31 protein-coding genes and 2 pseudogenes are annotated in these 24,144 nt (G+C 51.7%); 22 read left to right on the forward strand and 11 right to left on the reverse strand.

Features of this window, described 5'->3' with window-relative positions:
* Window positions 1-215 precede the first annotated feature (215 nt).
* The 5 genes and pseudogenes from AAIG39_RS21290 to AAIG39_RS21310 all read right to left on the reverse strand — a co-directional run bounded on the left by AAIG39_RS21290 (window position 216) and on the right by AAIG39_RS21310 (window position 3,251).
* On the reverse strand, window positions 216-1,028 hold the full coding sequence (locus tag AAIG39_RS21290) for an antitermination protein (protein WP_343194665.1): 813 nt from the start codon (window positions 1,026-1,028) through the stop codon (window positions 216-218).
* Window positions 1,025-1,225 (reverse strand): annotated as a pseudogene (locus AAIG39_RS21295) (replicative DNA helicase); the annotation flags it as partial. The pseudogene AAIG39_RS21295 and the gene AAIG39_RS21290, both read right to left, overlap by 4 nt.
* Window positions 1,226-1,328: 103 nt before the next feature.
* Window positions 1,329-2,213, reverse strand: coding sequence for an ATP-binding protein (locus AAIG39_RS21300; RefSeq protein ID WP_103278839.1), 885 nt, complete (start codon window positions 2,211-2,213; stop codon window positions 1,329-1,331).
* A 16-nt stretch (window positions 2,214-2,229) separates the two neighbouring features.
* Window positions 2,230-3,039, reverse strand: a complete 810-nt coding sequence (locus AAIG39_RS21305) for a helix-turn-helix domain-containing protein (protein WP_343194666.1) — start codon at window positions 3,037-3,039, stop codon at window positions 2,230-2,232.
* The gene (locus AAIG39_RS21310; RefSeq protein WP_103278837.1) at window positions 3,036-3,251 is read right to left on the reverse strand and encodes a helix-turn-helix domain-containing protein; all 216 of its coding nucleotides are present in this window, start codon (window positions 3,249-3,251) and stop codon (window positions 3,036-3,038) included. Before AAIG39_RS21310 ends, AAIG39_RS21305 begins: the two co-directional genes overlap by 4 nt.
* A gap of 112 nt (window positions 3,252-3,363) precedes the next feature.
* On the opposite strand from AAIG39_RS21310, the gene AAIG39_RS21315 reads away from it, so the two are divergent.
* The 16 genes and pseudogenes from AAIG39_RS21315 to osmV all read left to right on the forward strand — a co-directional run bounded on the left by AAIG39_RS21315 (window position 3,364) and on the right by osmV (window position 12,469).
* Window positions 3,364-3,996 (forward strand): LexA family protein, encoded by a 633-nt coding sequence (locus tag AAIG39_RS21315; protein ID WP_103278836.1) that lies wholly within the window; start codon window positions 3,364-3,366, stop codon window positions 3,994-3,996.
* Between the two features lie 189 nt (window positions 3,997-4,185).
* A complete protein-coding gene (locus AAIG39_RS21320; RefSeq protein ID WP_343194667.1) occupies window positions 4,186-4,695 on the forward strand; it encodes a hypothetical protein in 510 nt (169 codons plus the stop codon).
* A 62-nt stretch (window positions 4,696-4,757) separates the two neighbouring features.
* Window positions 4,758-5,147, forward strand: a complete 390-nt coding sequence (locus AAIG39_RS21325) for a S24 family peptidase (protein ID WP_343194668.1) — start codon at window positions 4,758-4,760, stop codon at window positions 5,145-5,147.
* Window positions 5,148-5,244: 97 nt separating this feature from the next.
* On the forward strand, window positions 5,245-5,445 hold the full coding sequence (locus AAIG39_RS21330; RefSeq protein ID WP_146194778.1) for a hypothetical protein: 201 nt from the start codon (window positions 5,245-5,247) through the stop codon (window positions 5,443-5,445).
* Window positions 5,432-5,800: a hypothetical protein gene (locus AAIG39_RS21335; RefSeq protein ID WP_343194669.1), complete on the forward strand. Its 369-nt coding sequence runs from the start codon at window positions 5,432-5,434 to the stop codon at window positions 5,798-5,800. The genes AAIG39_RS21330 and AAIG39_RS21335 overlap by 14 nt, the downstream gene beginning before the upstream one ends.
* Entirely contained in the window at window positions 5,800-6,021 is a 222-nt protein-coding gene (locus AAIG39_RS25755; protein WP_103278833.1) for a ParE family toxin-like protein, read from the forward strand. Before AAIG39_RS21335 ends, AAIG39_RS25755 begins: the two co-directional genes overlap by 1 nt.
* Window positions 6,018-6,524: a hypothetical protein gene (locus tag AAIG39_RS21340; RefSeq protein ID WP_071196270.1), complete on the forward strand. Its 507-nt coding sequence runs from the start codon at window positions 6,018-6,020 to the stop codon at window positions 6,522-6,524. The genes AAIG39_RS25755 and AAIG39_RS21340 overlap by 4 nt, the downstream gene beginning before the upstream one ends.
* 12 nt (window positions 6,525-6,536) lie before the next feature.
* The gene (locus AAIG39_RS21345) at window positions 6,537-7,400 is read left to right on the forward strand and encodes an ORF6N domain-containing protein (protein WP_071196269.1); all 864 of its coding nucleotides are present in this window, start codon (window positions 6,537-6,539) and stop codon (window positions 7,398-7,400) included.
* Window positions 7,400-7,810 (forward strand): Lar family restriction alleviation protein, encoded by a 411-nt coding sequence (locus AAIG39_RS21350; protein WP_249572940.1) that lies wholly within the window; start codon window positions 7,400-7,402, stop codon window positions 7,808-7,810. Before AAIG39_RS21345 ends, AAIG39_RS21350 begins: the two co-directional genes overlap by 1 nt.
* Window positions 7,800-8,225, forward strand: a complete 426-nt coding sequence (locus tag AAIG39_RS21355) for a hypothetical protein (RefSeq protein WP_249572941.1) — start codon at window positions 7,800-7,802, stop codon at window positions 8,223-8,225. Before AAIG39_RS21350 ends, AAIG39_RS21355 begins: the two co-directional genes overlap by 11 nt.
* Window positions 8,222-8,545 carry a hypothetical protein gene (locus AAIG39_RS21360; RefSeq protein WP_343194670.1) on the forward strand — a complete coding sequence of 108 codons (324 nt, stop codon included), beginning with the start codon at window positions 8,222-8,224 and terminating at the stop codon, window positions 8,543-8,545. Before AAIG39_RS21355 ends, AAIG39_RS21360 begins: the two co-directional genes overlap by 4 nt.
* Before the next feature lie 7 nt (window positions 8,546-8,552).
* Window positions 8,553-8,786, forward strand: coding sequence for an excisionase family protein (locus AAIG39_RS21365; protein ID WP_107224296.1), 234 nt, complete (start codon window positions 8,553-8,555; stop codon window positions 8,784-8,786).
* Between the two features lie 55 nt (window positions 8,787-8,841).
* Window positions 8,842-10,134, forward strand: coding sequence for a tyrosine-type recombinase/integrase (locus tag AAIG39_RS21370; RefSeq protein WP_343194671.1), 1,293 nt, complete (start codon window positions 8,842-8,844; stop codon window positions 10,132-10,134).
* 35 nt (window positions 10,135-10,169) lie between these two features.
* Window positions 10,170-10,664, forward strand: a pseudogene (osmX, locus tag AAIG39_RS21375) (osmoprotectant ABC transporter substrate-binding protein OsmX); the annotation flags it as partial.
* A gap of 9 nt (window positions 10,665-10,673) precedes the next feature.
* Entirely contained in the window at window positions 10,674-11,321 is a 648-nt protein-coding gene (gene osmW / locus AAIG39_RS21380) for an osmoprotectant ABC transporter permease OsmW (protein WP_090088768.1), read from the forward strand.
* Window positions 11,321-12,469, forward strand: coding sequence for an osmoprotectant ABC transporter ATP-binding protein OsmV (osmV, locus tag AAIG39_RS21385; protein WP_090088766.1), 1,149 nt, complete (start codon window positions 11,321-11,323; stop codon window positions 12,467-12,469). Before osmW ends, osmV begins: the two co-directional genes overlap by 1 nt.
* A 92-nt stretch (window positions 12,470-12,561) precedes the next feature.
* On the opposite strand, the gene bioD is transcribed toward osmV, so the two are convergent.
* The 3 genes from bioD to AAIG39_RS21400 all read right to left on the reverse strand — a co-directional run bounded on the left by bioD (window position 12,562) and on the right by AAIG39_RS21400 (window position 15,630).
* Window positions 12,562-13,257 carry a dethiobiotin synthase gene (bioD, locus tag AAIG39_RS21390; RefSeq protein ID WP_249573197.1) on the reverse strand — a complete coding sequence of 232 codons (696 nt, stop codon included), beginning with the start codon at window positions 13,255-13,257 and terminating at the stop codon, window positions 12,562-12,564.
* 125 nt (window positions 13,258-13,382) lie between these two features.
* Window positions 13,383-14,603 (reverse strand): sugar metabolism global transcriptional regulator Mlc, encoded by a 1,221-nt coding sequence (gene mlc / locus AAIG39_RS21395; protein WP_090088763.1) that lies wholly within the window; start codon window positions 14,601-14,603, stop codon window positions 13,383-13,385.
* A 130-nt stretch (window positions 14,604-14,733) separates the two neighbouring features.
* Complete coding sequence (locus tag AAIG39_RS21400) at window positions 14,734-15,630, reverse strand: LysR family transcriptional regulator (RefSeq protein ID WP_090088762.1); 897 nt, start codon at window positions 15,628-15,630, stop codon at window positions 14,734-14,736.
* 108 nt (window positions 15,631-15,738) lie between these two features.
* Here AAIG39_RS21400 and AAIG39_RS21405 point away from each other — a divergent pair, with 108 nt between their 5' ends.
* From AAIG39_RS21405 to AAIG39_RS21425, 6 genes are all read left to right on the forward strand, one after another.
* Window positions 15,739-16,989 carry an MFS transporter gene (locus AAIG39_RS21405; protein ID WP_343194672.1) on the forward strand — a complete coding sequence of 417 codons (1,251 nt, stop codon included), beginning with the start codon at window positions 15,739-15,741 and terminating at the stop codon, window positions 16,987-16,989.
* Window positions 16,990-17,263: 274 nt separating this feature from the next.
* The gene (locus AAIG39_RS21410; RefSeq protein ID WP_343194673.1) at window positions 17,264-18,751 is read left to right on the forward strand and encodes a carboxypeptidase M32; all 1,488 of its coding nucleotides are present in this window, start codon (window positions 17,264-17,266) and stop codon (window positions 18,749-18,751) included.
* A 65-nt stretch (window positions 18,752-18,816) separates the two neighbouring features.
* On the forward strand, window positions 18,817-19,287 hold the full coding sequence (locus AAIG39_RS21415; protein ID WP_283776204.1) for a GNAT family N-acetyltransferase: 471 nt from the start codon (window positions 18,817-18,819) through the stop codon (window positions 19,285-19,287).
* Window positions 19,288-19,598: 311 nt separating this feature from the next.
* Window positions 19,599-19,994, forward strand: coding sequence for an acid resistance repetitive basic protein Asr (asr, locus tag AAIG39_RS21420; protein ID WP_047370166.1), 396 nt, complete (start codon window positions 19,599-19,601; stop codon window positions 19,992-19,994).
* A 91-nt stretch (window positions 19,995-20,085) separates the two neighbouring features.
* Window positions 20,086-20,169, forward strand: coding sequence for a small membrane protein YdgU (ydgU, locus tag AAIG39_RS25805; RefSeq protein ID WP_090088754.1), 84 nt, complete (start codon window positions 20,086-20,088; stop codon window positions 20,167-20,169).
* A 101-nt stretch (window positions 20,170-20,270) separates the two neighbouring features.
* Window positions 20,271-21,089: a trypsin-like serine peptidase gene (locus tag AAIG39_RS21425; RefSeq protein WP_090088752.1), complete on the forward strand. Its 819-nt coding sequence runs from the start codon at window positions 20,271-20,273 to the stop codon at window positions 21,087-21,089.
* 1 nt (window position 21,090) lies between these two features.
* Here AAIG39_RS21425 and AAIG39_RS21430 read toward each other — a convergent pair whose 3' ends face one another.
* The 3 genes from AAIG39_RS21430 to mdtJ form a co-directional block, all read right to left on the reverse strand.
* The gene (locus tag AAIG39_RS21430; RefSeq protein ID WP_343194674.1) at window positions 21,091-23,253 is read right to left on the reverse strand and encodes a bifunctional diguanylate cyclase/phosphodiesterase; all 2,163 of its coding nucleotides are present in this window, start codon (window positions 23,251-23,253) and stop codon (window positions 21,091-21,093) included.
* Between the two features lie 111 nt (window positions 23,254-23,364).
* Window positions 23,365-23,694: a multidrug/spermidine efflux SMR transporter subunit MdtI gene (gene mdtI / locus AAIG39_RS21435; RefSeq protein ID WP_249573131.1), complete on the reverse strand. Its 330-nt coding sequence runs from the start codon at window positions 23,692-23,694 to the stop codon at window positions 23,365-23,367.
* Complete coding sequence (gene mdtJ, locus AAIG39_RS21440) at window positions 23,681-24,043, reverse strand: multidrug/spermidine efflux SMR transporter subunit MdtJ (protein WP_249573134.1); 363 nt, start codon at window positions 24,041-24,043, stop codon at window positions 23,681-23,683. Before mdtJ ends, mdtI begins: the two co-directional genes overlap by 14 nt.
* Window positions 24,044-24,144: the final 101 nt, after the last annotated feature.

The raw sequence follows: 24,144 nt of genomic DNA on the forward strand, positions 1-24,144 counted from the left end.
GGTCCAGCGACCAAAGAAGGTGGCCTCTGCGCAAGCGCCTGACGGTTGGGTAATGAGCCGCCGTCAGTGAGGCCTGAATACGAAAAAAGGCCCGCCGAAGCGAGCCTTAAATTTGGTGGTTATTCGTTTCAGACGCACGAACCCATAATTAGAAGCATACTAGACAACTTCGGACAAAATCAAGCCCTACGTTTCGAAAATGCTAAATATGCTCGCTATCGTGTGACACGTTCAAATTCTCGCGCTGCATTGTTCTCGCCCGCGTTGCACACATCCACCAGCGCTTCATAGAATGGCTTCCAGTTCCTTGTCCACGTTCTGACATGGAGGTCAGGCACGAATTTGAGGATTGCTTTGTGAGCCACTGTGGACGGCGTGACCGTAAAACCATTACCACTACAACGCTCACAGACCTTGAATACCGGCGAGCCCTTTTCTTTTGTCGCCTTGCGGTCGAGCACCTCGCCTTTTCCGCCACAGCGGCAGCGTGCGCTTAACTGGCCCTTGCCGTCGCAAGCCTCACATTTGGCCGGGACAATCTCCGTTACCTCTGTCCATTGCTCCCAGTCTGACGGATGAACAGCGCGGGAGCGACTGGCCCAGTACGGTGCTTTTCCCCACGGGTAGGATACTTTACGCGTGACCTGCGTCACGGTGGTTTTCCCTGTGCCGTTGCAACGGAGGCAGGTTGCTGTGCTGGCCGCCGAGCGTGAGTATTCTGCGAAAGCAAATTGCGCGAGCAGCATCATACAGTTTCCGAATTGCCCACCAGCAGCTTTACGAACGTTCTTCGGCGCGACCTCCATTGCGTATCGTGCCAGCGCCTGAACCGCCAGTTGCTCATCAGACCTGCTGACCCCAGCTTTTCCGAGGAATGCTGCCAGGCCGAACCGTGCGCGGCTGCTGGTGGCTCCAAACGCATACATGATATCAGTGCCGTTAAGTCGGTCGGGTGAGGTGCTCTTCGTATCATCATTGATGAGCATTCCCTGGGGGCTGAAATGTTTGAGACCTGATTCCATCTTCATTGCGCATTCTCCCACTTCTGACCGCTATAACGTTTAGGCTGTGTTTTTTGTTGTGGTGTGCACCGGCGGCGGGCCTCATCCTGGTCGACTGGCAGGAAGTGTCCGTTAAAGAAACGGCGATATACCGTGCCGAGCGCACCGTTGCGTTGTTTTGTGACATTGATTTCGGCGATACCTTTCGCCATTGACTCCGGGTTGCCGGCAGTCGGGATATCACATCCATCACTTCGGGATCCGCACCACGCAGGAGTATTGCGCCAATCACCGCCCCTTCTAGATCGGTGTTTTTCCACACAGGCGTCATTCGGTCACTCCATTGCCGCGATAGCTTTCCCAGTTAAACACCTGGCGGTTTCGCCCGCCGTCAGTGACGCGATCGACGATGCGCTCACCAATCGCATCTTTCAGTTGGTCAAATGTCAGGTTACTGATCAGGATGGTAGGCAAAATACTCTCGTAGCGGGCATTGATAACCTCCTGCAGGATGGCTGATTCGGCCAGGCTGCCAAACTGCACACCCACCTCGTCGATAATCAGCAGATCCAGTGAAATGAAGTGGTCCAGTACGTCATCCTCGGTGTGGTCGGAATTATTGCGCCAGGTGTTTTTTACGGCACGGGTCAGGCGCATAACGTCGGTGATTTCCACCCGCGCAAGATGGTTACGAATGATGGTTTTCGCCAGAGAAACGGCGAGGTGGTTTTTGCCTGTCCCGCATTTTCCCAGCATCACCAGTCCGGTTCCTGCAGCAAGGCGGTCTGGCCAGCTTTCGGCATAACGCTGACAGGCTGAAAGGTTTTTGGCTGCGCCCGGGGTTACGGGCTGATAAGTGGCGAATTCGCAATGTTCAAAGCGGCGGGCAATCCCGGCTTCGCTCAGCAGGTCAGACACGCGCAGCGAACGCAGCTTCTCGTCGACCTGAGCGATCTCATCGCGAATACAGGCGGGGCAACGTGAGACCTTGAAGTTTTCGTTGCCACGAAGGTCTTTGCCGATCAGCGTGAACTGCCCGAAATCGCCATGTCCGGCATTCGCAGTGCATTCAATGGTCCTGATTTCGCCACTGTGCCAGTGACCAAACTGCCAGGGTTTTTTATGCTCAACAGCAAATGACAGTTCTTCGTTGAGGTTTTCCTGCTGCGCTTTCAGCGCCTCGCGCTCTGAGCGCTGATTAAGATCCAACATGTTAATCACTCCGTTATCACCAGTTGCAGTCCGACTCGCCATAATCCTGCTCACTAAAACCCGATACCGGGAGTACGTTTCGTCGCCCACCTCCGGGAGCGGATGGTGCCTGCCAGGGTTCGTCAAAGTGTCGGTCAGGGCCGAAGAACGTCGCGGCCTGCTTGACGAACTGAGTCCCGGTGCTACCTGTCGTACGGGCATAGGCTGCGTATCGCTTCACGCCTGCCAGCATGGTTTCAGGTTTAACTCCGTCTTTCAGGCGCGCTTTCCATGCCTTGAAGGCGGCGGCTTTGGAATTACCACCAGCGCGTTTTGGGTATACCTGCCACGCTGTTTCAAACTCAGGTGAATAATCCTGTTTTGCAGGACAAGCCGGTGCAGAGGCGTCAGCCGATGCGCCAATAGATTTAGGTTCTATGACTGGTTCTTTGACTGGTTCAAAAGAGTGACTGATTCTGGGTGCATCTCCTGCACCACCCCCTGGTGAATCTCCTGCACCATGTGGTGAAACTGCTGCACCAGGTAGTGAACTATTTGCACTCCCTGGTGAATCTCCTGCACCAGTAAAATTAATGACATAAAGATTGCTGGAATTACCCTTCACGCCAGAGCGATATTCCTTGCTAAGCAGCCCCATTTCACACAGGGCGTCAATATGGCTGATGACTGAGCGGCGGCTGATTTCGCACTGCTCTGCAATGTGATTGAAACTTGGCCAGCACTCGCCCAAATCGCTCGCATTATCCGCCAGTTTCAGCAGAACGAGCTTGCGTAGTGGATTGCCAACTTTAATCTTCATGGCCTTAACCATCAGATCCATGCTCATGACTTAGCCTTTTGGTCATTGGTGCCATACAGAAGCCATTTTGCTGAACATTCAAGAGCTTCTGCAATTTCAATAATGTTTCGAGGGCGGCTTGATGATCCTGATTCAATGCGTTGAATGGTCTGCTGCTTGACACCCGACAACAAACCCAGCTGGTGCTGCGTCAAACCCTTTTCAACCCGTAATTGCTTTAATCGAGCAGAAATGGACATTAATCACTCCGATAGTTAAAAACAACATTTATGGTATTTAAATACTCCATTTGTTGTTTGTCAAATACAATAATTGTTGTAAGCTGTTAGCAATTGAATGGGGTAATGCAAAATGAATCTTTCAGACAGAGTGAAACAACGGCGTTTAGATTTAGGAATGACCCAGACGGAGCTTGCTGAAAAAGTTGGCACCACACAGCAGGGGATTGTTTCCATTGAAAGTGGACGCACAAAGCGCCCTCGTAATCTACTGGAACTATCGAAGGCCCTTCAAACAGATCCAAACTGGCTCATCAACGGTGGCTCTTTTCAGACCTTAGAGGAAGTGAGCACCAAGCGGGTGCCATTGATAAGCTATGTCCAGGCTGGCGCTTTGGCACATAAAAACCCTATTGAAGCATTTGATGGTAGCTTTGAATATGTAATGACTGATATGGATTGGTCTCAGTTCACTTTTGCCCTCAGGATTGAAGGTGATTCGATGGAACCTGATTTCAAGCAGGGGGATGTGATTATTGTAGACCCAGAGATAGAGCCAGCCCCAGGTGAGTTTGTGGTTGCAAAGAATGGTGAGCATGAAGCAACTTTTAAAAAATACAGACCTACGGGCATAGGCTTGCATGGTGTAAATACCTTTGAGCTCATCCCCCTAAATCCTGATTACCCAGTCCTTCGTTCGCAAGATATCCCATTGGCGATTATTGGCACGATGGTCGAACATCGAATTTACCGCCGCAAAAGGTAGTAAGGTTAAACATTAACCACCCCGCCGCGGCGGGGTTTTTTATTCCCAAAAAACAGTATTCGTGGTATTTTAATATCGTTTAAAAACAAACAATTAATGTTATAGGCAAATAAAATACAACAAATGTGGTTTACATAATACAACGTAATGTGTACTCTCATTTCATCGGCAAACAGCGGAGCCAATGAAATGAGTATTATACCAATTGAACAGTTTGAAGAAGTTTCAATCAGGGTAGCCCCTGGTGAATATGTTACGTTTCCGGTGATCGATAATAAAGGGCTCTTCATGAATCACAAGCGTTGCAAAAGTGACGGTGGTTATCTGTTAGAGACTGTTATTTTAGATGAGGTTGAGTATTACGGTATTTATAAATGTGATCGCGGTATTGCATTCCTCACTGCTGCAATTTCATCTAAGGAATCCATCTCTAAATCCGTCGCCATGATTGTTTTAAAAAGCTTCCCTTATCTGCTTGCCGACCTAAAAGAAAATTTGAGAGATATTTTTCCAGAGTTAAAAGTTAGTTTTCATACTGATCTTGCTGATCCTTACAAAAGTACCGTTTACGTATCTATTGAAAATGAATTTATTCGCTTCTGCAATATAAATAACCCTCAAAAGTTAAACGAGATGGAATTGCATATCTTAAGTGTTATTCCCGGACTGTCAGATAAGATACAAAAAACTTACAAATAAATATTCCCAGACGTTAATTACACCTCACTAGGTGGGGATTCCTGCAACATGAGGAAAAGAAAATGCAAAATTCACTTTCTGTGATTAAGCAACCAATTATTAAACCGGAATTGCTCTTTGGCTCCAGTCCGGTGCATGACTACGGCAACATGGTTATGACCTGCCAAATGAATGGAGACTCCATGCAGCCTACGATTGAGCCTGGTGAGGTCGTCGCGTTTGTTGATTGCGGCGGAAAAATTAAGCTAGACGGCATATATGTATTTACCCGCTTAGTTTTTGGTCGTGAGGTCGTTTTTATTAAAAGGATAGCTGTACTTCCTGATAATGAATTAATGATTCTTTCGGACCATAAAGCATACCAGACATATACGCTTGACGAAGACGAGCAAGCTGACATGAAGGTCTACGGTCGCGTTGTTGCTTCCCTTGCTGTGAGGCGTTATGTATGAAAAACAAACATGCATTCATAACCGCAAATTTATTAGCTTCCGCAGGATACTGGCACTTAGCAATTCTTCATTTAAAAAAAGCATACGGGCGATAATCATGGCTAAAGAAATTGATGTTCAGCAGGCGGAATTAGAAAGCTTTCAACTATACGCGTTGCTCAAGGCTGTTGCTTTTTCTTCGGACGAACTGGAACCATCAGAGACAAAAGCTTTATTTGAGTTGGCTTATTCTCTATCAGTGCCTGTTAGTTGCTTTATGCAAGGTCTTGAGCAGGAGATTTGCAATGATGGAAAATAAAAACGTCCTTATCGAAAAATACCGCAACCGAATTAAGAATGCCGCGCTAGCCTGGATGAAAAAGAAAACTGGTGGGAATTTATTAATCATCAATCTCCCCGCTGAAAAAATCGTGACGGTCGAAATCACAGAGCAATATATGGATTTACTACTCCGTCGCTTTGAAGCTCTGGCGCGTGGCGAATTCGGAACAATTGAGGGCAATAAAATAATCAATTCATCCTATCAGGATGCAATAGGAATAAATAAAGAAACAGAATATCTGACCGAGTCAGGAAAGTTAATTATCGATGACCTGCTAATGGAAGTCGTCGAATACGTAAAAGAGAAACACGTAGGCGGGGGTGTCATCTGATGGCACTGACAGCAATACGCATTCCTGAGTGGGTGCATGAACAGGCGGTTTTCGTTCTACGCCAGTACAGAAACAGACGGGTTCACCCTTGCCGCATGCATCGCTCAGGAAATCTGAGCCTTAGGGTTAACCGACGCTGGCGGCTGCTGTCACGCGACGGCGGCCAAAGCTGGGAAGTAATGAGTCATGAACGCTACTCCAAAGTGAAGGACAGAAAATGAACGATATCGAAAAAGCAAAAATTAAACGCCTGGTTGCCCGCCTGAAAGATCTGAGCGAACGGGATGGCTGCAGCGTTCCGTCATGGATGCTGGACGAAAATCGTTACGGTAATAGCTCGCTGACCGCCGCAGAACAGCAGGAATGGGCTGAATCCGTTTGCGCCCACATGCGCGGTTCCGTAGCGCTTCTGTACCTCATTGAATGCGGTAAACGCTTTGGGTTTCGTGAAGGCGACTATGTATTCCGGGATGGCGGGACGGCCCTGGGTCTTACGAGAGAGCTTATCGAGAACGTTTTGATTAAGTACGTTGAAGAAGACCTTATCCGGTACAAACCAGCGGAACGCTATATCGCTGTTTACCAGTTCTACCATGCCAATGACCAGCGCCTGAGCGAGAACGGGCAGTCATGGTTTAACGAATTCCTGGACGAAATATTCACCGATGTTGCAGGTCGCCTTCGTGCGGGTAAAGACCTGCCAGTTAAACCAATGGCGCATTAAGGAGAGGCGGCAATGTCAATGAAAACTGAATTAGCGACTGTCGCAGCACGTGACCTGCAACACATTGAGTATCGCGGTCAGCGTGTGGTGACCACTGAGCAGATGGCGGCGGGGTACGGTACGGATGAGGTTAATATTCGCAAAAACCTGTCACGTAATCTGGATCGTTTTGAAGAAGGCAAGCACTACTTTCTCTTAACTGGTTCAGAATTGAAGGAATTTAAGAACCTAGTACCTAAGAGCCACCTGGTTAGTAAACATACAAGCCAGTTGATTCTCTGGACTGAGCGCGGCGCGGCCCGCATGTCGAAAATCGTTGATACCGATCAGGCATGGGGATATCACGAATATCTCGTGGAGTTTTACTTTACCCAGCGTGACGCTATCCCTGCTCCGTCTACCCAGGTCGCTATCAGCCGTAAAGAATTAGCGTTAATGGTGATTGAGGCGGAAGAACGTGCGGAAGCGGCAGCGCTGGAAAACAAAACCCTCAATGCCACCGTTGAAAGCCTGGAGAAGCACTTCACCAAAGGCATGACCATTCCGGCATTCTGCAAAGCCCTGAACGGCGTCAACATCAACAAAATGATGTGGTGGGCCTTCGAGCGCGACTGGGTGTTCAACGAACAACGCGATCCGGAGAAAGACCCACGCTGGCGCGTCGCCTCCTATGCCCGCGATAAGTATCTGACGGAAGACCAGACACAAATAACACCGCACGGTAAGGACGCTTTTACGAAATTTACTCCGACGCTGCTGGAGAAAGGCTGCCACCGGCTTTACCAGTTGTACATGAAAGGTGAGTTGCCGATGAAAAAAACCTGGAATGGCGAATACAGCCATGACAAAGCGCTTTATACACCGGAGGCAAAATAATGACTGGATCAACCTATGAAGTCACTTTTATTGCCAACTATCCGGACGGCGACCGTTACCCGCTTAAATACGAGGTCGACGCCTCCGGAGTTGAGCAAGCGATTGAGTTGGCCACGGCTAAAGCCGCACCTCTCCACATCAGCAAAGAAAATCTGACCATCATGTCAGTTGTTCCTTACCTGTGCCCGCTGGCCACTGAAACAACAAACCGTGATGATCTGCTTAAGCCATGCCCTTTCTGCGGCAACCCACACGTAAGCCTCGTTGAAACATTGCGGGAATTTGATGGCGAAAGCACCTGGTTTGTGAACTGCGGTTGCTGCAATGCCTCACAGCTTCCGGACTGCAAGGAAGGTGCTATCCGGAACTGGAACCAGCGCAACGAGCCGGAGGTATGTCGTGGTGAATAAACCATTCTGGCAGCCCGCTAACTCATTACAGCTGGCTCACCAGCAGGCGCTGACATGGGTATGCGATGCATATCTGTTTCACCTGGTCAGCCTCCACCGTCGCCCTGTTTACCGCCACCAGTACGGTGATATTTCGCTTAACCAGCCAGCGCTACAGGGTTTTATTGATTCTTACCTCATTGATAAGGGATGGGACATGGAACGCCGTCGTGCACATTACATCAATATCCTGGACCTTATCAGGTATATGCACCGGAGTAATTCCAGCTTCGTCGACTGGGGAACGGTTCCGGTTCTGACACCACGCGGTATCCGCTGGATAAATGCCTGCTTTTCCCGTTTGGGCGAAATGGTTAACAGCTACGGCGGCTGGGAAGGTTACGTCAGTAAAACCGATGGGGAGACGTCAGAGTGAGCAAAGTAAATGTATTCGAACTCTTGACACTGATTAAGGCAGCTAACGGCGATCCTTCGGCTATGACAGATGCAATATGGGAGGCTGGCTATCGCCAGCCGGAACGGACTGCAGAAGAAGCCGCAAAGATAACGATTAGCGTCTTTTTTTACTGTAACTCGCTTGGTATGCCGAAAGACTTCTGGCCGCGAGATTATGACAGTGTTCTGCAAAATGAGCTGATGAAAGCGGTGCTGGGCGAAGACGATGAACTGCATGAAGCAGAACCGGCCGCCATTGCAAAAAACGTGATCAGGGCTGGTTTCACAAAAACAGTTTGAGGTGGGTATGCAGACGATTATTCAGGTGGAACCGAACGAATGGGTTACCGAGCAACTACTGATTGCGGTCACCGGCTTGAAGCCAGGCACTATCGCTCGGGCGCGAAAAAACTCCTGGCTTCTTGGACGGGAATATAAGCACGTTTCACCGGACGGGGAACCAAAGCCCACCAGCGAATGCATGTACAACAGGAAAGCTGTCGATGCGTGGGTGGCCGCACAAAAACAACCAATATGGTGATCGGGTTCCATGAAAAAGGTAAGCTTGTTGCGCTCCTGGACGTCGGGAGGGATTTATGAGTAAAGCATCATACCCAACGGGCGTTGAGAATCATGGCGGTTCGCTCCGCATATGGTTCAATTTTAACGGCCGGCGCATCAGGGAAAATCTCGGTGTACCTGATAACGCCAAAAACCGGAAGGTGGCCGGGGATCTGCGCACATCGGTTTGTTTCGCTATCCGCATGGGTAGTTTTAATTACGCAGCGCAGTTCCCGAACTCCCCTAACCTCAAACTGTTAGGTCTGGAGAAAAAAGAAATCACCGTAAAAGTCCTTGCTGAAAAATGGCTGGAACTAAAAAAAATGGAGATTAGCGCTAACGCACTGAGCCGCTATCAGTCGGTGGTAAGAAATATGGTCCCGCGTATCGGTGGTACCCGGATGGTATCGGCGGTGTCCAGAGAGGATCTGCTGTTTATCCGTAAGGATCTTCTTACCGGGCAGCACTCACCCGGGCGAGGAAAAAAGCCGGTTATTACTGGCCGCGCAGTACCAACGGTCAATTACTACATGACTACCATGTCGGGCATGTTTCAGTTCGCTGCCGATAATGGCTACGCATCCGTCAATCCATTCGACGGGATCACGCCACTAAAAAAGTCGAAAGCTGAACCTGACCCATTAAACAGGGATGAGTTTTTGCGTTTGATGGAAGCCTGCCATCACCAGCAAATCAAAAATCTCTGGTCGCTGGCGGTTTACACGGGGGTACGTCATGGGGAACTGGTCGCGCTTGCATGGGAGGATATCGACCTCAGGGCGGGAACGATGACAGTCAGGAGGAATCACACTTCGCAGGGAGACTTCACCCTACCGAAGACCGATGCGGGCACCGACAGAGTGATTCATCTTATTCAGCCGGCCATTGACACCCTGAAAAACCAGGCGGAGATGACCCGACTTGGGCGGCAGTATCAGATTGAAGTGAAGTTGCGGGAGTACGGGCGCTCAACCATGCACCCCTGCACCTTCATCTTTAATCCTCAGGTGACACGCAAAAACAGCTACGCCGGGCACCACTACTCTGTGCGTTCGGTAAGTTCAATCTGGGAAACGGTAACCAAACGCGCCGGAATAAGATACCGCAAAGCTTACCAGTCACGCCACACCTATGCGTGCTGGTCTCTGTCTGCAGGTGCCAACCCGACATTCATCGCATCGCAGATGGGCCACAGTAGCGCCCAGATGGTGTACAGCGTCTACGGTGCCTGGATGGCAGAAAACAGCGCAGAGCAGGTTTCCTTGCTGAATCAGAAGCTTTCGGCTTATGCCCCATCCATGCCCCAGAAGGCGCATGGAGGTACGTAGAAGTCAGTGATATCGAGGTCTGCAGGCTCAAGACTGAACATATCAACACCATGTCGGAGATGGTGGCGAAAATTGAGCAGATTCGTAAGACCGATCCTGAACACAACTGGATGCTGGGGCTGGATCTCGAATTTTCCGGGCGTAGCGACGGCATGAAACCTCTCCAGCAGGCCTATAACCTTGAGCTGGACAGGCCGCAAATCCGTCAGATGGACCCCGGACTGGTCTACAACGCCGTCCGTGACGGCTTCGTCGATGCAGGCCTGGTCTACACCACCGATGGCCGGGTAAAAGGCTTCGATCTGAAAGTGCTGGAAGACGACAAAGGTTTCTTCCCCAGCTATGCCGTGACGCCGGTCGTCCGTAAAGACACGCTGGAAGCCAATCCTGGACTGGAAGAGGCGCTTAATACACTCTCCGGTCTGCTCAATAACGATGTCATCATGACGCTCAACGCAAAAGTCGATATTGACCACCAGACGCCACAGCAGGTGGCGCACGACTTCCTGCGTGAGAAAGGTCTGCTGTAAGGAGCGCCTATGGATACGATTCACTACATGATGGATAACTGGGGCTATCTGGCAATGCTCACCTTTCAACACCTCTGGCTGGTGCTGCTTGCAGTCGGTCTGGCCATAGTGATGGGTGTGCCGCTGGGGATCCTTATCGTCAGGCATAAATGGCTGGCAACGCCTGTGCTCGGGCTGGCAACGATTGTGCTGACTATCCCGTCTATTGCCTTATTCGGTCTGATGATCCCTCTGTTCTCGCTGGTCGGCCAGGGGATCGGCGCCCTGCCCGCCATCACCGCCGTGTTCCTTTATTCTTTACTGCCTATCGTGCGCAACACCCATACGGCGCTGGATAACCTGCCTCCTGGCCTGCGCGAAGCCGGGCGCGGCATTGGCATGACCTTCTGGCAACGTCTGCGCTGGGTAGAAATTCCTGTGGCGCTGCCGGTCATTTTCGGCGGCATTCGTACTGCGGTGGTGATGAATATTGGCGTTATGGCCATTGCAGCGGTCATCGGCGCTGGCGGCCTTGGGCTGCTGTTACTCAATGGTATCGGCGGCAGCGATATTCGTATGCTGATTGCGGGGGCGCTGATGATCTGTTTCCTGGCCATCGTACTCGACTGGTTACTGCATCGCTTGCAGGTGGTTCTGACACCGAAGGGGATTCGATAATGATAAAACTGGAAAATTTGACCAAACAATTTACACAGAAAAATGGCCAGACCGTTAAGGCCGTCGACAATATCAATCTGCACGTGCCGCAGGGTGAAATGTGCGTACTGTTAGGCCCGTCCGGTTGCGGCAAAACGACCACGCTTAAGATGATTAACCGCCTGATTATGCCCAGCAGCGGTAAAATCCTGGTCAATGACAAAGATACCAGCGAAATGGACATCGTCAGCCTGCGTCGCAACCTTGGCTATGTTATCCAGCAGATCGGTCTGTTTCCCAATATGACCATTGAAGAGAATATTACTGTGGTGCCGCGTATGCTGGGCTGGGATAAAGCCCGCTGTAAAAGCCGTGCCGAAGAGTTAATGGATATGGTCGCGCTGGATGCGAAAAAATTCCTTCACCGCTACCCGCGTGAAATGTCCGGCGGTCAGCAGCAGCGTATCGGGGTGATCCGCGCACTGGCGGCAGATCCGCCGGTTCTGCTGATGGATGAACCGTTCGGCGCGGTCGACCCTATTAACCGCGAAGTCATCCAGAATCAGTTTCTGGAGATGCAGCGCACGCTGAAAAAAACCGTCATGCTGGTCAGCCACGACATTGATGAGGCGTTAAAGCTGGGCGACCGGATTGCGGTCTTCCGCCAGGGACGCATTGTACAGTGCGCCAGCCCGGATGAGCTGCTGGCGAAACCCGCTAACGAGTTCGTCGGCTCTTTTGTCGGCCAGGACCGTACTTTGAAACGCCTGCTGCTGGTTTCCGCAGGCGACGTCACCGACCAACAGCCCACACTGACGGTACGTGAGTCGACGGCGGCGCAAGAAGCGTTCGCGATGATGGATGATAACGATATTCGCGCGATTACCGTGGTTGATGGTGACGGTAAACCACTGGGCTTTGTGAAGCGACGGGAAGCGCGCGGCGCGCAGGGCGACTGCGCCGGGTTGTTGCATCCGTTCCGTATCACCGGGAAAGCCGAGGATAATCTGCGCGTGGTTCTGTCGAAGTTGTATGAGAGTAATACCAGCTGGATGCCAATCGTTGATGAAGCCGGGCGCTATAACGGGGAGATTTCACAAGATTATATTGCAGATTATTTAAGCTCCGGCAAAACGCGCCGGGCGCTCAATATTCACAGCGATACCTGAACCCGCCTGGAGCTACGCTGAGCCGGGCTACATAAGCCCGCCAGACGCGTAGCCGGATAAGGCGCTAGCGCCTTATCCGGGGCCTGGCTGACTTATGCCAGCACGCGCTCAGCGGCCAGCATCCCTTTCGCCATCTGCAAATTGATATAATGCGCCAGGTCACGCTGTTCGGCTCGCGGCAAATAGGGCAACTCGCCTACCAACGGAGCAGGCAGCTTGCGGCTGAGAACATTGATGATTTCTGCGTAATGCGCAAGCCCCGGATTAATGCGGTTGGCCACCCAGCCAATCAACGGCAAACCATCGCTGGCGATAGCCTGTGCAGTCAACAGCGCATGGTTGATGCAGCCTTCCTGTATCCCTACCACCATCAACACACCCATTTGCTCCTGCACTACCCATTCGGAAAGCGGACGCAAATCATTCATCAGGCTCCGCCAGCCCCCGGTTCCTTCCACCACCACGTGGTCAACCTGAGCGCACAGGTGCGCAAGGCCATTGGACAAAAGGGTATAGTTAATTGCAGAACTGTGCGCCACGCTACTTTCATCTTCGCTAAACGCAATGGGATTGACAGCAGAATACGGTAAATCAATTGATGAGACGCTTTGCAGCACCAGCGCATCTTTATTGCGCAGGCCTTCCGGTGTCTCTTTACTCCCTTTAGCGACTGGCTTGTAACCCGCGACGGTACTGCCGCCAGCGGCCAGCGCCTGTAGCAGCGCGCGGGACACCACTGTCTTCCCGACAGACGTATCAGTACCCGTTACAAAGAAACGCTTAAGCATCGCTAACTCCACCGTTATGCTACGAAAATATAAATCAGGAAAATAATTCAGTAGCGAAAGTCTACGTCAGGGCTGCGGTGTTCAGCTTGAGATAGCGCAATTTTTAGTAGAACAGTGTAAAAATGTTACCCCTGCAACAAACGAATCAACAAGGATCCGTTATACATCGCGTCCTTTACCAGTGCCGCACCGGCCATGGTGCCCTGATTGGTAAACTGGGTGCTTTCAACGGCAATATGTTTGCTATAGGCGGGCAGCGACTGCTGGCGAATGCAGTCTGCAATCGCCGGGAAGAGAATATCCGCCGCCTTGCTGAGCGGCGAACCGATGAGAATTTTTTGCGGATTGAATAAATTCACCATGATGGCGAGAATGCGACCGACATTCGCCCCCACGCCGCTGATAATGTCCTTCGCCAGTAAATCGCCCTGCTGCGCCGCTTCACATAATGACTCAACAGTCAGCGGCTGCTGGTGCAGCATCGAACTCATGGACTGACTCATGCGTAGCTGTGCCAGCTCCAGCACGCTCTCCACGCTGGCAATGGTTTCCAGACACCCGTGATTACCGCAGTAACAGCGTTTACCATACGGGTCGACCTGCGTATGGCCAATCTCCACCAGGCTGCTACTGCCTGCGTGAAGCAGACGACCATCGGTGATCACTCCGGCTCCGACGTTATGGTCGATTACCACCTGGATAACATCACGCGCCCCGCGCGACGCGCCAAACAGCGCCTCAGCCATGGTCCAGGCGCTGATGTCATGCTGCACATAGACCGGCACGCCGGTGTGCTGTTCCAGCATTTCACCCAGCGGCATATCTTTAACGTCTTCATAAAACGGCATGCGGTGCACAATGCCATTTTCCGTGTCGATAATTCCAGGCAGGGTGATAGCAATAGCGGTTAGACGCTCCAGCTTTTGCTGATGGCGAATAAAGAACTGATCGATATGAACAATAATGCGCTGCAGCAGCGGCTTTTCGTCAGTCAGCGGAAGTTCCTGACGATCTTCAACCACGAGCTTACTGCTTAAGTCGCGCAAGGAGAGAAAGATCTCCCCGCGGCTTATGCGTAAAGAGAGATAATGCCAGGCTTCGGTCTCTACCACCAGCCCAACGGCAGGACGCCCACGGCTACCTGGCTCCTGAATTTCGGTCTCCTGTACCAGGTGCGCTTCAAGCATTTCCCGCACAATCTTGGTAATACTGGCCGGCGCAAGCTGCGCCAGACGTGACAGATCGATGCGCGACACCGGGCCAAGCTGATCAATAAGGCGGTAGACAGCCCCTGCATTGGTCTGCTTAATTTGATCAATATGCCCAGGCTGACTATCAGCAACCACCTCTTACTCCCTTTATTTTCGAGCCCGAAATAAACTTTGGGATATGGTGAAGCACTTCAATAGTCGCCGTCAAATTTTTACGTAGGCTTGTGATTTACCGCACGTTTTGCAGGCGTATACTGCCCGTTTTTTATGCATTCACCGCAGAAATGAGTTGCTGCCTGAAACGCTGTGCCGCTGTTCCCTGTTCATGATGCTTTGCCCATACGAGCCACATTTCCGATACCGCATCTGTTTCCAGGATCGGTACCCAACGCATCTCTTTCAGTTGCACACGCCGAAATGAGGCGGGCAAAATCGACACCCCGAGCCCCGCTGCCACCAGACCAATGATAGTCATCGCCTCTCCCACTTCCTGGGTAATCGACGGCGTCAGATTATAACGGCGCAATAACCCGAGAATGTCATCATACAATCCGGTCCCCACATGCGGGTCGAAAAAGACAAACGGCTCACGCGCCAGCTCAGCAAGTGATACGCCAGCTTTCGCGGCCAAAGGATGATCGCGATGAATCATCGCCAGCAGTGGCTCACGCAAAATGACCTGCCAGGCCAGCGTGTCAGGCAGCAAAGTATTGCGCATCAGTCCCAGGTCAAGTTTGCCCTCATTGAGCGGGGCAATCTGCTCACGTGTATTAATTTCCCGGGTCTGGATATGCACATCCGGATAACGCTGGCGAAACGACGACAGGGTATCTGATACTGCGGTAATAAACGGTGCCGATGAGGTAAAGCCAATGCGCAAATCACCGGTTTCCCCCTGGTGCAGCCGGGCCGCCCTGCTAACGGCATCATCGACCAGGCTTAATATCTGCCGACTGTCTGCCAGAAACTGACGGCCTGCGGGCGTCAGCGACACGCTGCGGTTGGTCCGCGCCAGTAGCTTCGCGCCAATTTGCTGCTCAAGGATTTGGATTTGTTGACTAAGCGGCGGCTGGGAAATATTTAACCGCGCCGCCGCATGGCCAAAATGCAGCTCTTCGGCAACAGCAATAAAATAACGAAGATGACGAAGCTCAATATTCATATTTTAAACGTATCATTTGAGATTATTAATATATTAGACAGAACAATGCCCGTTTCATACCCTTAAATACATCCCCGCCTGACCGGGATGTAAACTTAAGGATTTCAAGTGAGCCGTACAACTACCGTTGACACTCTTCCGGCAAGTGGTGTTGATGAAAATAATCGTTCTTTGCCGACACAATTTATTAAACGTGGTACCCCTCAATTTATGCGCGTCACGCTGGCGCTCTTCTCCGCCGGACTGGCCACCTTCGCCCTGCTCTATTGCGTACAGCCTATTTTGCCCGTGCTGTCGCAGGAATTCGGCGTCTCCCCGGCAAACAGCAGTATTTCACTCTCCATCTCTACCGCCATGCTGGCTATCGGTCTGTTATTTACCGGTCCGCTATCAGATGCAATTGGCCGCAAGAAAGTGATGGTAACGGCCTTATTGCTGGCCTCATGCTGCACACTGCTCTCAACGCTGATGACCAGCTGGCACGGCATTCTGATTATGCGCGCCCTGATCGGGCTGTCACTGAGTGGGGTTGCCGCCGTGGGCATGACCTACCTCAGTGAAGAGATCCACCCAAGCTTTGTCGCCTTTTCCATGGGGCTCTATATTAGCGGCAACTCCATTGGCGGCATGAGCGGACGCCTTATTAGCGGTGTATTCACTGATTTTTTTAACTGGCGTATCGCGCTGGCCGCGATTGGGTGTTTTGCACTGGCATCCGCGTTAATGTTCTGGCGTATCTTGCCGGAGTCACGCCATTTTCGTCCCGGCTCTCTGCGGCCACGCACCTTATTCATTAATTTCCGTCTGCACTGGCGCGATAAAGGATTGCCCTTATTATTCCTTGAGGGATTCCTGTTAATGGGTTCGTTCGTGACCCTGTTTAATTACATTGGCTATCGGTTAATGCAGTCGCCGTGGTTTTTAAGCCAGGCTGTGGTGGGCTTACTTTCCGTCGCCTATTTAACCGGCACCTGGAGTTCGCCACGCGCCGGGGCGATGACCGCCAGATATGGCCGTGGGCCAGTCATGGTCGCCTCAATTGCAATTATGCTTGCCGGGCTTTTATTAACGTTATTCTCTTCACTGTGGGCGATATTTATCGGCATGCTGTTTTTTACTGCCGGTTTCTTTGCCTCCCACTCTGTCGCCAGTAGCTGGATTGGCCCGCGCGCGCGCCGCGCTAAAGGGCAGGCTTCTTCGCTGTATTTATTCAGTTATTATCTGGGTTCGAGTATCGCCGGTACGCTCGGTGGCGTGTTCTGGCATAACTATGGCTGGAACGGTGTAGGCGGCTTTATTGCGTTAATGCTGTTACTGGCGTTGTTTGTCGGCAGCATACTCCATCACCGCTTACGTTAAAGTGGTATGAGGTAATCTCTGGCCCCGGAATATTTTCGGGGCTTTTATTTTGTGCATGGCAGATCAAAATATCCCCGTATGGACGATTATCCCCAGAAGGATTCATCAGTTAATCTTTATGGTTGATTCGATGCAGATCACCTGCGATGTCTTCACTATGGTCGGGTTGTTGATTGCCTCCCATAAAACCGCCGAATAACTTTTTGTCCGTTGCTAACTCTCTGAATCTCTGTACTCTCATTAACATCGTTCTGAACTCGCTTGCAGAGGCAATATGGATAACAATCAAAATTATCAATCCCTTACCCGCACTTTCACTCGCCTGAGCCGGTTTCAACATCTCTCCGCCATCGCTGGCTGGGACATGTTCGCCATGATGCCGCCGGGGGGGAGCACCGCCCGTGGCGAAGCGCTGGCTGAACTGGGCGTGTTACAACACCAAATCCTGACCGATAAAAAAGTCGGTGAATGGCTGCAAAATGCCCTTTCCGAGGATCTTAATGATGTTGAGCAGGCAAACCTGCGCGAGATGACGCGCCAGTATCAGCAGGCCGCGCTGCTACCAGAGTCGCTGGTAGAAGCCAAAGCGCTGGCAGGCAGCAAGTGTGAACATGCCTGGCGCACTCAGCGTCCGGCGAATGACTGGACCGGCTTTAGCGCCAATTTGAAAGAGGTAGTAAAGCTTAGCCGCGAAGAGGCCAGGATCCGTGCACGGGCGAAAGACTGCTCGCCGTATGACGCCCTTCTGGATATTTTCGAACCGGACATGACCAGCGCCCGTCTGGACGTTCTGTTCGCCGATCTGAAATCCTGGCTCCCGGATCTGCTACAGCGTGTGGTTGACAAACAATCGCGTGAAACGCTGATTGCGCCCGTCGGCCCGTTCCCCGTCGCAACGCAGCGCGAACTGGGACTGGAAGCGATGACGCTACTGGGTTTCGATTTTAATGCCGGGCGGCTGGACGTGAGCGCGCACCCATTCTGCGGCGGCGTGCCGGAAGATGTCCGCATCACCACGCGTTATGATGAAAATGAGCTGCTCAGCGCGCTTTTTGGCGTGGTCCATGAAACCGGTCACGCCCGTTATGAGCAAAACCTGCCGCGTCAGTGGCTGGGGCAACCGGTCGCGCTGGCGCGTTCTACCGCCATCCATGAATCGCAAAGCCTGTTTTTTGAAATGCAACTTGGCCGCAGCGACGCCTTCCTGAAACGTCTGCTACCCGCCATTATCCAGCATTTTGGCGCGCAACCGGCGTTTGAAGAGAGTAACTTTATCGCCTGGAACCAGCGGGTCAAACCGGGCTTTATCCGCGTCGATGCCGATGAAGTCAGTTATCCGGCCCATGTGATCCTGCGCTATGAAATTGAGCGGGCACTGATTAACGACGAGATAGAAGTGGACGATATCCCCGCCCTGTGGAATGAAAAAATGCAGGCGTGGCTGGGCTTATCCACCGAAGGCAACTACCGTAACGGCTGTATGCAGGATATCCACTGGACGGATGGCGGATTTGGCTACTTTCCGTCGTACACCCTGGGCGCGATGTATGCTGCTCAGTTGTTCCAGGCCGCACGTACCGCCCTGCCAGGGCTCGACGGTGCCATCGCGCAGGGTGATTTCTCCGCCCTGTTTGACTGGCTGCGACAGAATATCTGGCAGCACGGCAGCCGTTTTACCACCTCACAGCTCATTGAACAGGCCACCGGCGAGGCGTTGAACAGCCGCTATTTCCGCCAGCATTTGACGGCACGTTATTTGTAATCATCCCGGCACAGTTCACGCACCGCGCGCTGAACTGTGCCCCTCCACACTCTGAAAGGCAAAATATGGTTACGCTTCATCCCATGTCTGAAACGGATTTTGCAGGCTTTCTGGCCTATTTTATTCCCGACTATGCTGTGGAAATTGCCGCTAATTATCATTTATCCCAGCATGAGGCGTTAGCGCAGGCAAAACGGGAAATCGCCGCCAGCTTGCCCGACGGTGAGAAAACGCAAGGTCAAAGCCTGAAAAGCATCGTCCATAGGGAAAACGGCGCCGAACAACAGATTGGCTACTTGTGGTATCGGGTGAATACGGAGGATCAATCGGCATTTATTTATGATTTTTACCTGCTGCCCGCATTTCGCAATCAGGGGCTTGGTAGCCGCGCGATGCAAAGTCTGGAGGCTCTGCTTACGGACCAGGGTATCCGGCAAATCAAATTACGCGTCGCTGCCGAAAATGCGCATGCCAAAAAAGTTTATGAAGCTAATGGCTATCAGGTTACCGGCTATAACATGAATAAATTGCTTTAAATCCTGCCCGGGGTGACACGTCTGGTGTTCGCACTGACTTTCAGCCCCCCCTTTCTGGCTTCATTCCGGCAATACCGATGATATCCACCTTACGGAAGCACATTAAACATCTGGCGGAATAAGCATAACGCACTAAAAAAAACATCTTTCCATTCTGTCAGATAGCTCAAGCTGTGCTCCCCGGCTCGTTTGTACATCCCGTTACACGCCGAAACCAATCACTCACGGAAAGACAACATCTCTGTCGGTATAGTCTCTTCAACGGCCCCGCAGTGGGGTTGAACGATGAAACCAAATTCGAGGATATCAGAATGAAAAAAGTATTAGCTCTGGTTGTTGCCGCTGCTATGGGTCTGTCTTCTGTTGCGTTTGCTGCTGATACTGCAGCCACAACTGCGGCGCCTGCTCCTGCTGCTACCACCACGACTGCGGCTCCTGCTGCTGCTCCGGCTAAAACCACTCACGTGAAAAAAGTTCACAAGAAAAAAACCGTTGCACAGAAAGCTCAGGCCGCCAAGAAAAAACATCACAAAAAAGCAGCAGCTAAACCAGCTGTAGAGCAGAAAGCTCAGGCTGCTAAGAAAAAACACCACAAAAAAGTAGCAGCTAAACCGGCTGTAGAGCAGAAAGCTCAGGCTGCTAAAAAACACCATAAAAAACACGTAAAACACACTGCAACTAAACCAGCTGCTCAACCGGCTGCATAAGTTACCGTGTAATACCCCGCCTGCTGTACAGGCTGAGTAAATCGTCGGCGCTGAACCCTGAGGTGAAGCGCCGTTTTTCTCTGGAGGGCCTATGCTGCGACGTTATCGTTTCGAGTTCATCCTGTTAATGCTGATTGTCTGCGCGCTCATTGCCCTTCGGCTTTTTCTTTCCTGATGTAGCACGCTGATTTTGCTCCCACTTTTTTCTCGCCCCGTCTATAGTTTATAAACCTGGGTTCACATTAAATAATCATAATTACCCCACCAGAGTGTGATATGCGAAAAACCGTTGTGCTATTGCTGGGATCGTTTTTTCTCTTTTCTGCTTACGGACATGCCGACGATGGTGATGACACCATTGATGCGGCTCAGATCAAGACGCTGTTCTTTGGTCATGACGATCGCGTTCGCGTTACCACACCGACCCGCTCCCCCTGGGATGCGATTGGTCAACTGGAAACGGCCAGTGGTAATTTATGTACCGCGACGCTTATTTCTCCTCACCTGGCCTTAACCGCCGGGCATTGTCTGTTGACACCGCCCAACGGCAAACCGGATAAAGCGGTAGCGCTGCGTTTTGTTTCGCAGAAAGGAACCTGGCGCTATGAAATCCACGATATCGAAGGCCGTGTCGACCCGTCGCTGGGTAAGCGGCTGAAACCCGATGGCGATGGCTGGATCGTACCGTCATCCGCTGCCCCGTGGGATTTTGGGCTGGTTATGCTGCGCAACCCGCCATCCGGCATTACACCGTTACCGCTGTTTGTGGGTGATAAAGCGGCGCTGACGGATGCGCTAAAAGTGGCAGAGCGCAAAGTGACGCAGTCAGGTTATCCGGCCGATCATCTGGAGACCCTGTACAGTCATGAAAATTGCATTGTTACCGGTTGGGCGCAAAACAGCGTTTTGTCTCACCAATGCGATACGTTACCGGGTGACAGCGGCTCGCCGTTGATGCTGAAAACCGCCGAAGGCTGGCAGCTTATTGCGGTACAAAGTTCTGCCCCGGCCGCCAAAGATCGCTGGCGTGCCGACAACCGGGCCATTTCGGTGACCGGCTTTCGTGACAAACTCGAAGCGCTGGCAAAAGAGTAAATCAGCCCTGCCGCAGATGACGCAAATGCAAGATGTTGTCCAGCGGCATGGGTTCACTAAACCAGTAGCCTTGTAGCTGGTCACAACCGGCCAGGCGTAGCATCTTCATCTGCTTTTCGTTTTCCACGCCTTCGGCTACCACCATCATTCCCAGCGCACTGGCGATACGGATCGTGCCACTTACCAGCGCCGACGCTTGTTCGTCATCATCCACCAGTCCGGCCAGGGATTTATCAATTTTGATCGTTTCAAAATTGAAGCGGCGCAAATAGCCGATACTGGAATATCCGGTGCCAAAATCGTCCAGCGCGACCGACGTACCCAGCGTTTTAAGGGTGGTAATGGCCATATGCGCACGCTCCGGGTTTTCCAGTACATAGGTTTCGGTCACTTCCAGTTGCAGACGTGCGGGCGGGAAGCGCGTTCTTCTCAGCACATTTGCCACTTTGTCCTCAAAATCGGGATCGCGAAATTGCGCCGGGGAGATATTCACCGACAATTTCAAATTGCTGTGCGCCTGCAGATCGTTACAGGCGCGACGCAGAACAAATTGCCCCAGTTCGTAAATCAGGCCACTGGTTTCCGCAATCGCAATAAAATCATCGGGCTTAAGCTCCCCTGCCGGGCGGCGCGGCCAGCGAACCAGTGCTTCGACCCCAATCATCGCCAGACTACGCGCATCCACAATGGGCTGATACCAGACGTCGAATTCATCGCGATCCAGACCATTGCGGATATCATTTTCAATCAGTAATTGCCGCTCGCGGACGCTGTTCAGCGCCGCGTCGTAGTGCGTAATACGCCCTTTACCGAGGCTTTTTGAATGGTACATGGCGATATCAGCACGGCGGAAAAGCTCAGTACTGGTGCACTCCACCAGCGTGCCGCTGGCGATGCCAATACTGGCTCCGATATGGATTGTCCGCTCTCCCACCTGAATGGGGTTATTCAGATACGCCAGTACTTGCCCGGCAAATCTTGCGGTCTGTTCCTCTGCCCAGGGGCCGCCAATGGTCATGGCAAACTCATCGCCCCCCATCCGCGCCAGCATTCCCTGCGCCGGTACTTTTTCCCGTAGCGTCCGGGCGATGGTTCGGATCAGGCGGTCGCCAACGTCATGCCCGTAAATGTCGTTCACATCCTTGAACCCATCAAGATCGACAAAAGCGACGCTCATCATACTGGTATCACCCTGCGCGGCGAGTTTATCGAGATGTTCAATCAGGGCGCGGCGATTAGGCAGGTGACTCAGCCAGTCGGTTAAGGCAATTTGACGGGCAATATTTTCCCCTTTCGCCAGCTTATACAACCCGGCGCTACTCAGAAGAATAAACAGGAGGATTAATCCCGATGCCAGCAGGGCGATTTGACGGATATTCGCAGAAGCCGCCTCGGCAGCCTCTGCGCCCGGCAAGCGCCGTGACCAGTCTAACCAGCCCAGCACTTCCCCCGCCGAACTTTCCAGCGGCACGGCGAATTCATCCGGCCTCTGCTCGGAGAACGCTAAATCAGCTATCTGGAATGTATCGCCCAGCTCTTTAAGGATTTGTGTATTCAGGTGGCGGGTGATCACCAGGTAACGCCGGGTATTATCATTAATCTCTAAATTTCCCACCATCGGGCGGATAAGGCCAATCCCGATAAACGCAGTGCCGCTGCGGGTACGGGTGATCCCGGCAACAATTTCATTACTGGAAATCAGCGAAGCCGAATTATTACGGATGAGACTTTGTAAACCCTTACCAAAAAAGTCGAGTGAACGTTCTGTAAACCTGGTGCTGTGAAACGCTCCCCATAAGACGTGAAAGTTTTCATCAAGAATAAAAGTGCCGTCATAGAGGTTATTGACCTTAAATCCCTCACCCCAGGTTTTGTAGAGCCACTGGGTGTCAAGCTCCGGGCGATAGGCCTCCCGCACCGCATCATCCCAGACGGCATTATCAATAACCAGCGAACGCACACGATTTACCGAGGTCTGGATCGCCCCCTGCACAGACAGAGCGGTGCGATGTTCATCAATTTCGTTGGCTTTGCTACTGATAAGATGCAATGAAAGATAGAGCAGCGCGACAATGGAAATAATAAGCCCAATGCCCGCCAGGAATATCATGACGAACAGGGTTTTGGCATTCGGGATATTCCGCCAGCTAAATGGGTTCAACATGCACTGCCTCCCTCTATCCTTAACAGGAAAAACAGCCGGTTGAGGACTTCCGTTAACTAAGCGTAATACAGTCGGTGGATTTCGCTGCCCCTTATTCGGGCAGCGATCACATCAGGCGAGTTTTATTAGTATCATACCAACAATCAGTAAGATAACCCCTACCCAGCCTTTATTATTCAGGCGCTGGCCGAAGAGGATCCAGCCCGCCGCCAGAGTCGCGGCAATACCGAACCCGCCCCAGAGTGCGTAAGCCACTGACAAATCTATACCTTTTACCGCCTGAGACAGCGCAGCAAAGGCACCAAGCACCGCCACCAGCGAGCCAATCCCATATAATTTATGGCGAAACCCCGCTGAAAATTTAAGGAAAATATTGCCAACGATCTCCAGAATAATAGCCACCGCCAGCCAGGCGCCGTGAACCCACTCAAACTGTTGCATTGCGACGCTCCTGCGGTGTATTGACCGCTTTGCGGGTGCCCGATTTGATAAGTACAATCCCGGCGACCAGCGTCATCAGCCCGGCGATTTTCATCGGGGAGAGCGCTTCATCAAATAACACAACGCTAAACAAGGTGATCAATAAAATACCAATCCCCTCCCACAGAGCGTAAGCCACGCCGAGAGCGATTTTTTTAACCGCGAATGATAATAAAATATATGACAGTGCAATCATCACCAGCATCAGAATAAAACCGGTGTGCCCGTTAGTAACACTTGCCCACTTCATTGATAATGTGCCGGTTATTTCAGCCACAATGGCCAGTGCTAATAATACCCAGTAAATCATCATCCTTCTCCTGCTTGAGAATATAATTCCGCAGGGTCTTTCCATAACGGAAAACCCAGAGTGTAAAAATGAAAGTCGCGTGGTTTACGCGAGCCTGAGCA

Origin of the sequence: Phytobacter palmae (assembly GCF_039409775.1) — a bacterium.
Classification (GTDB): domain Bacteria; phylum Pseudomonadota; class Gammaproteobacteria; order Enterobacterales; family Enterobacteriaceae; genus Phytobacter; species Phytobacter palmae.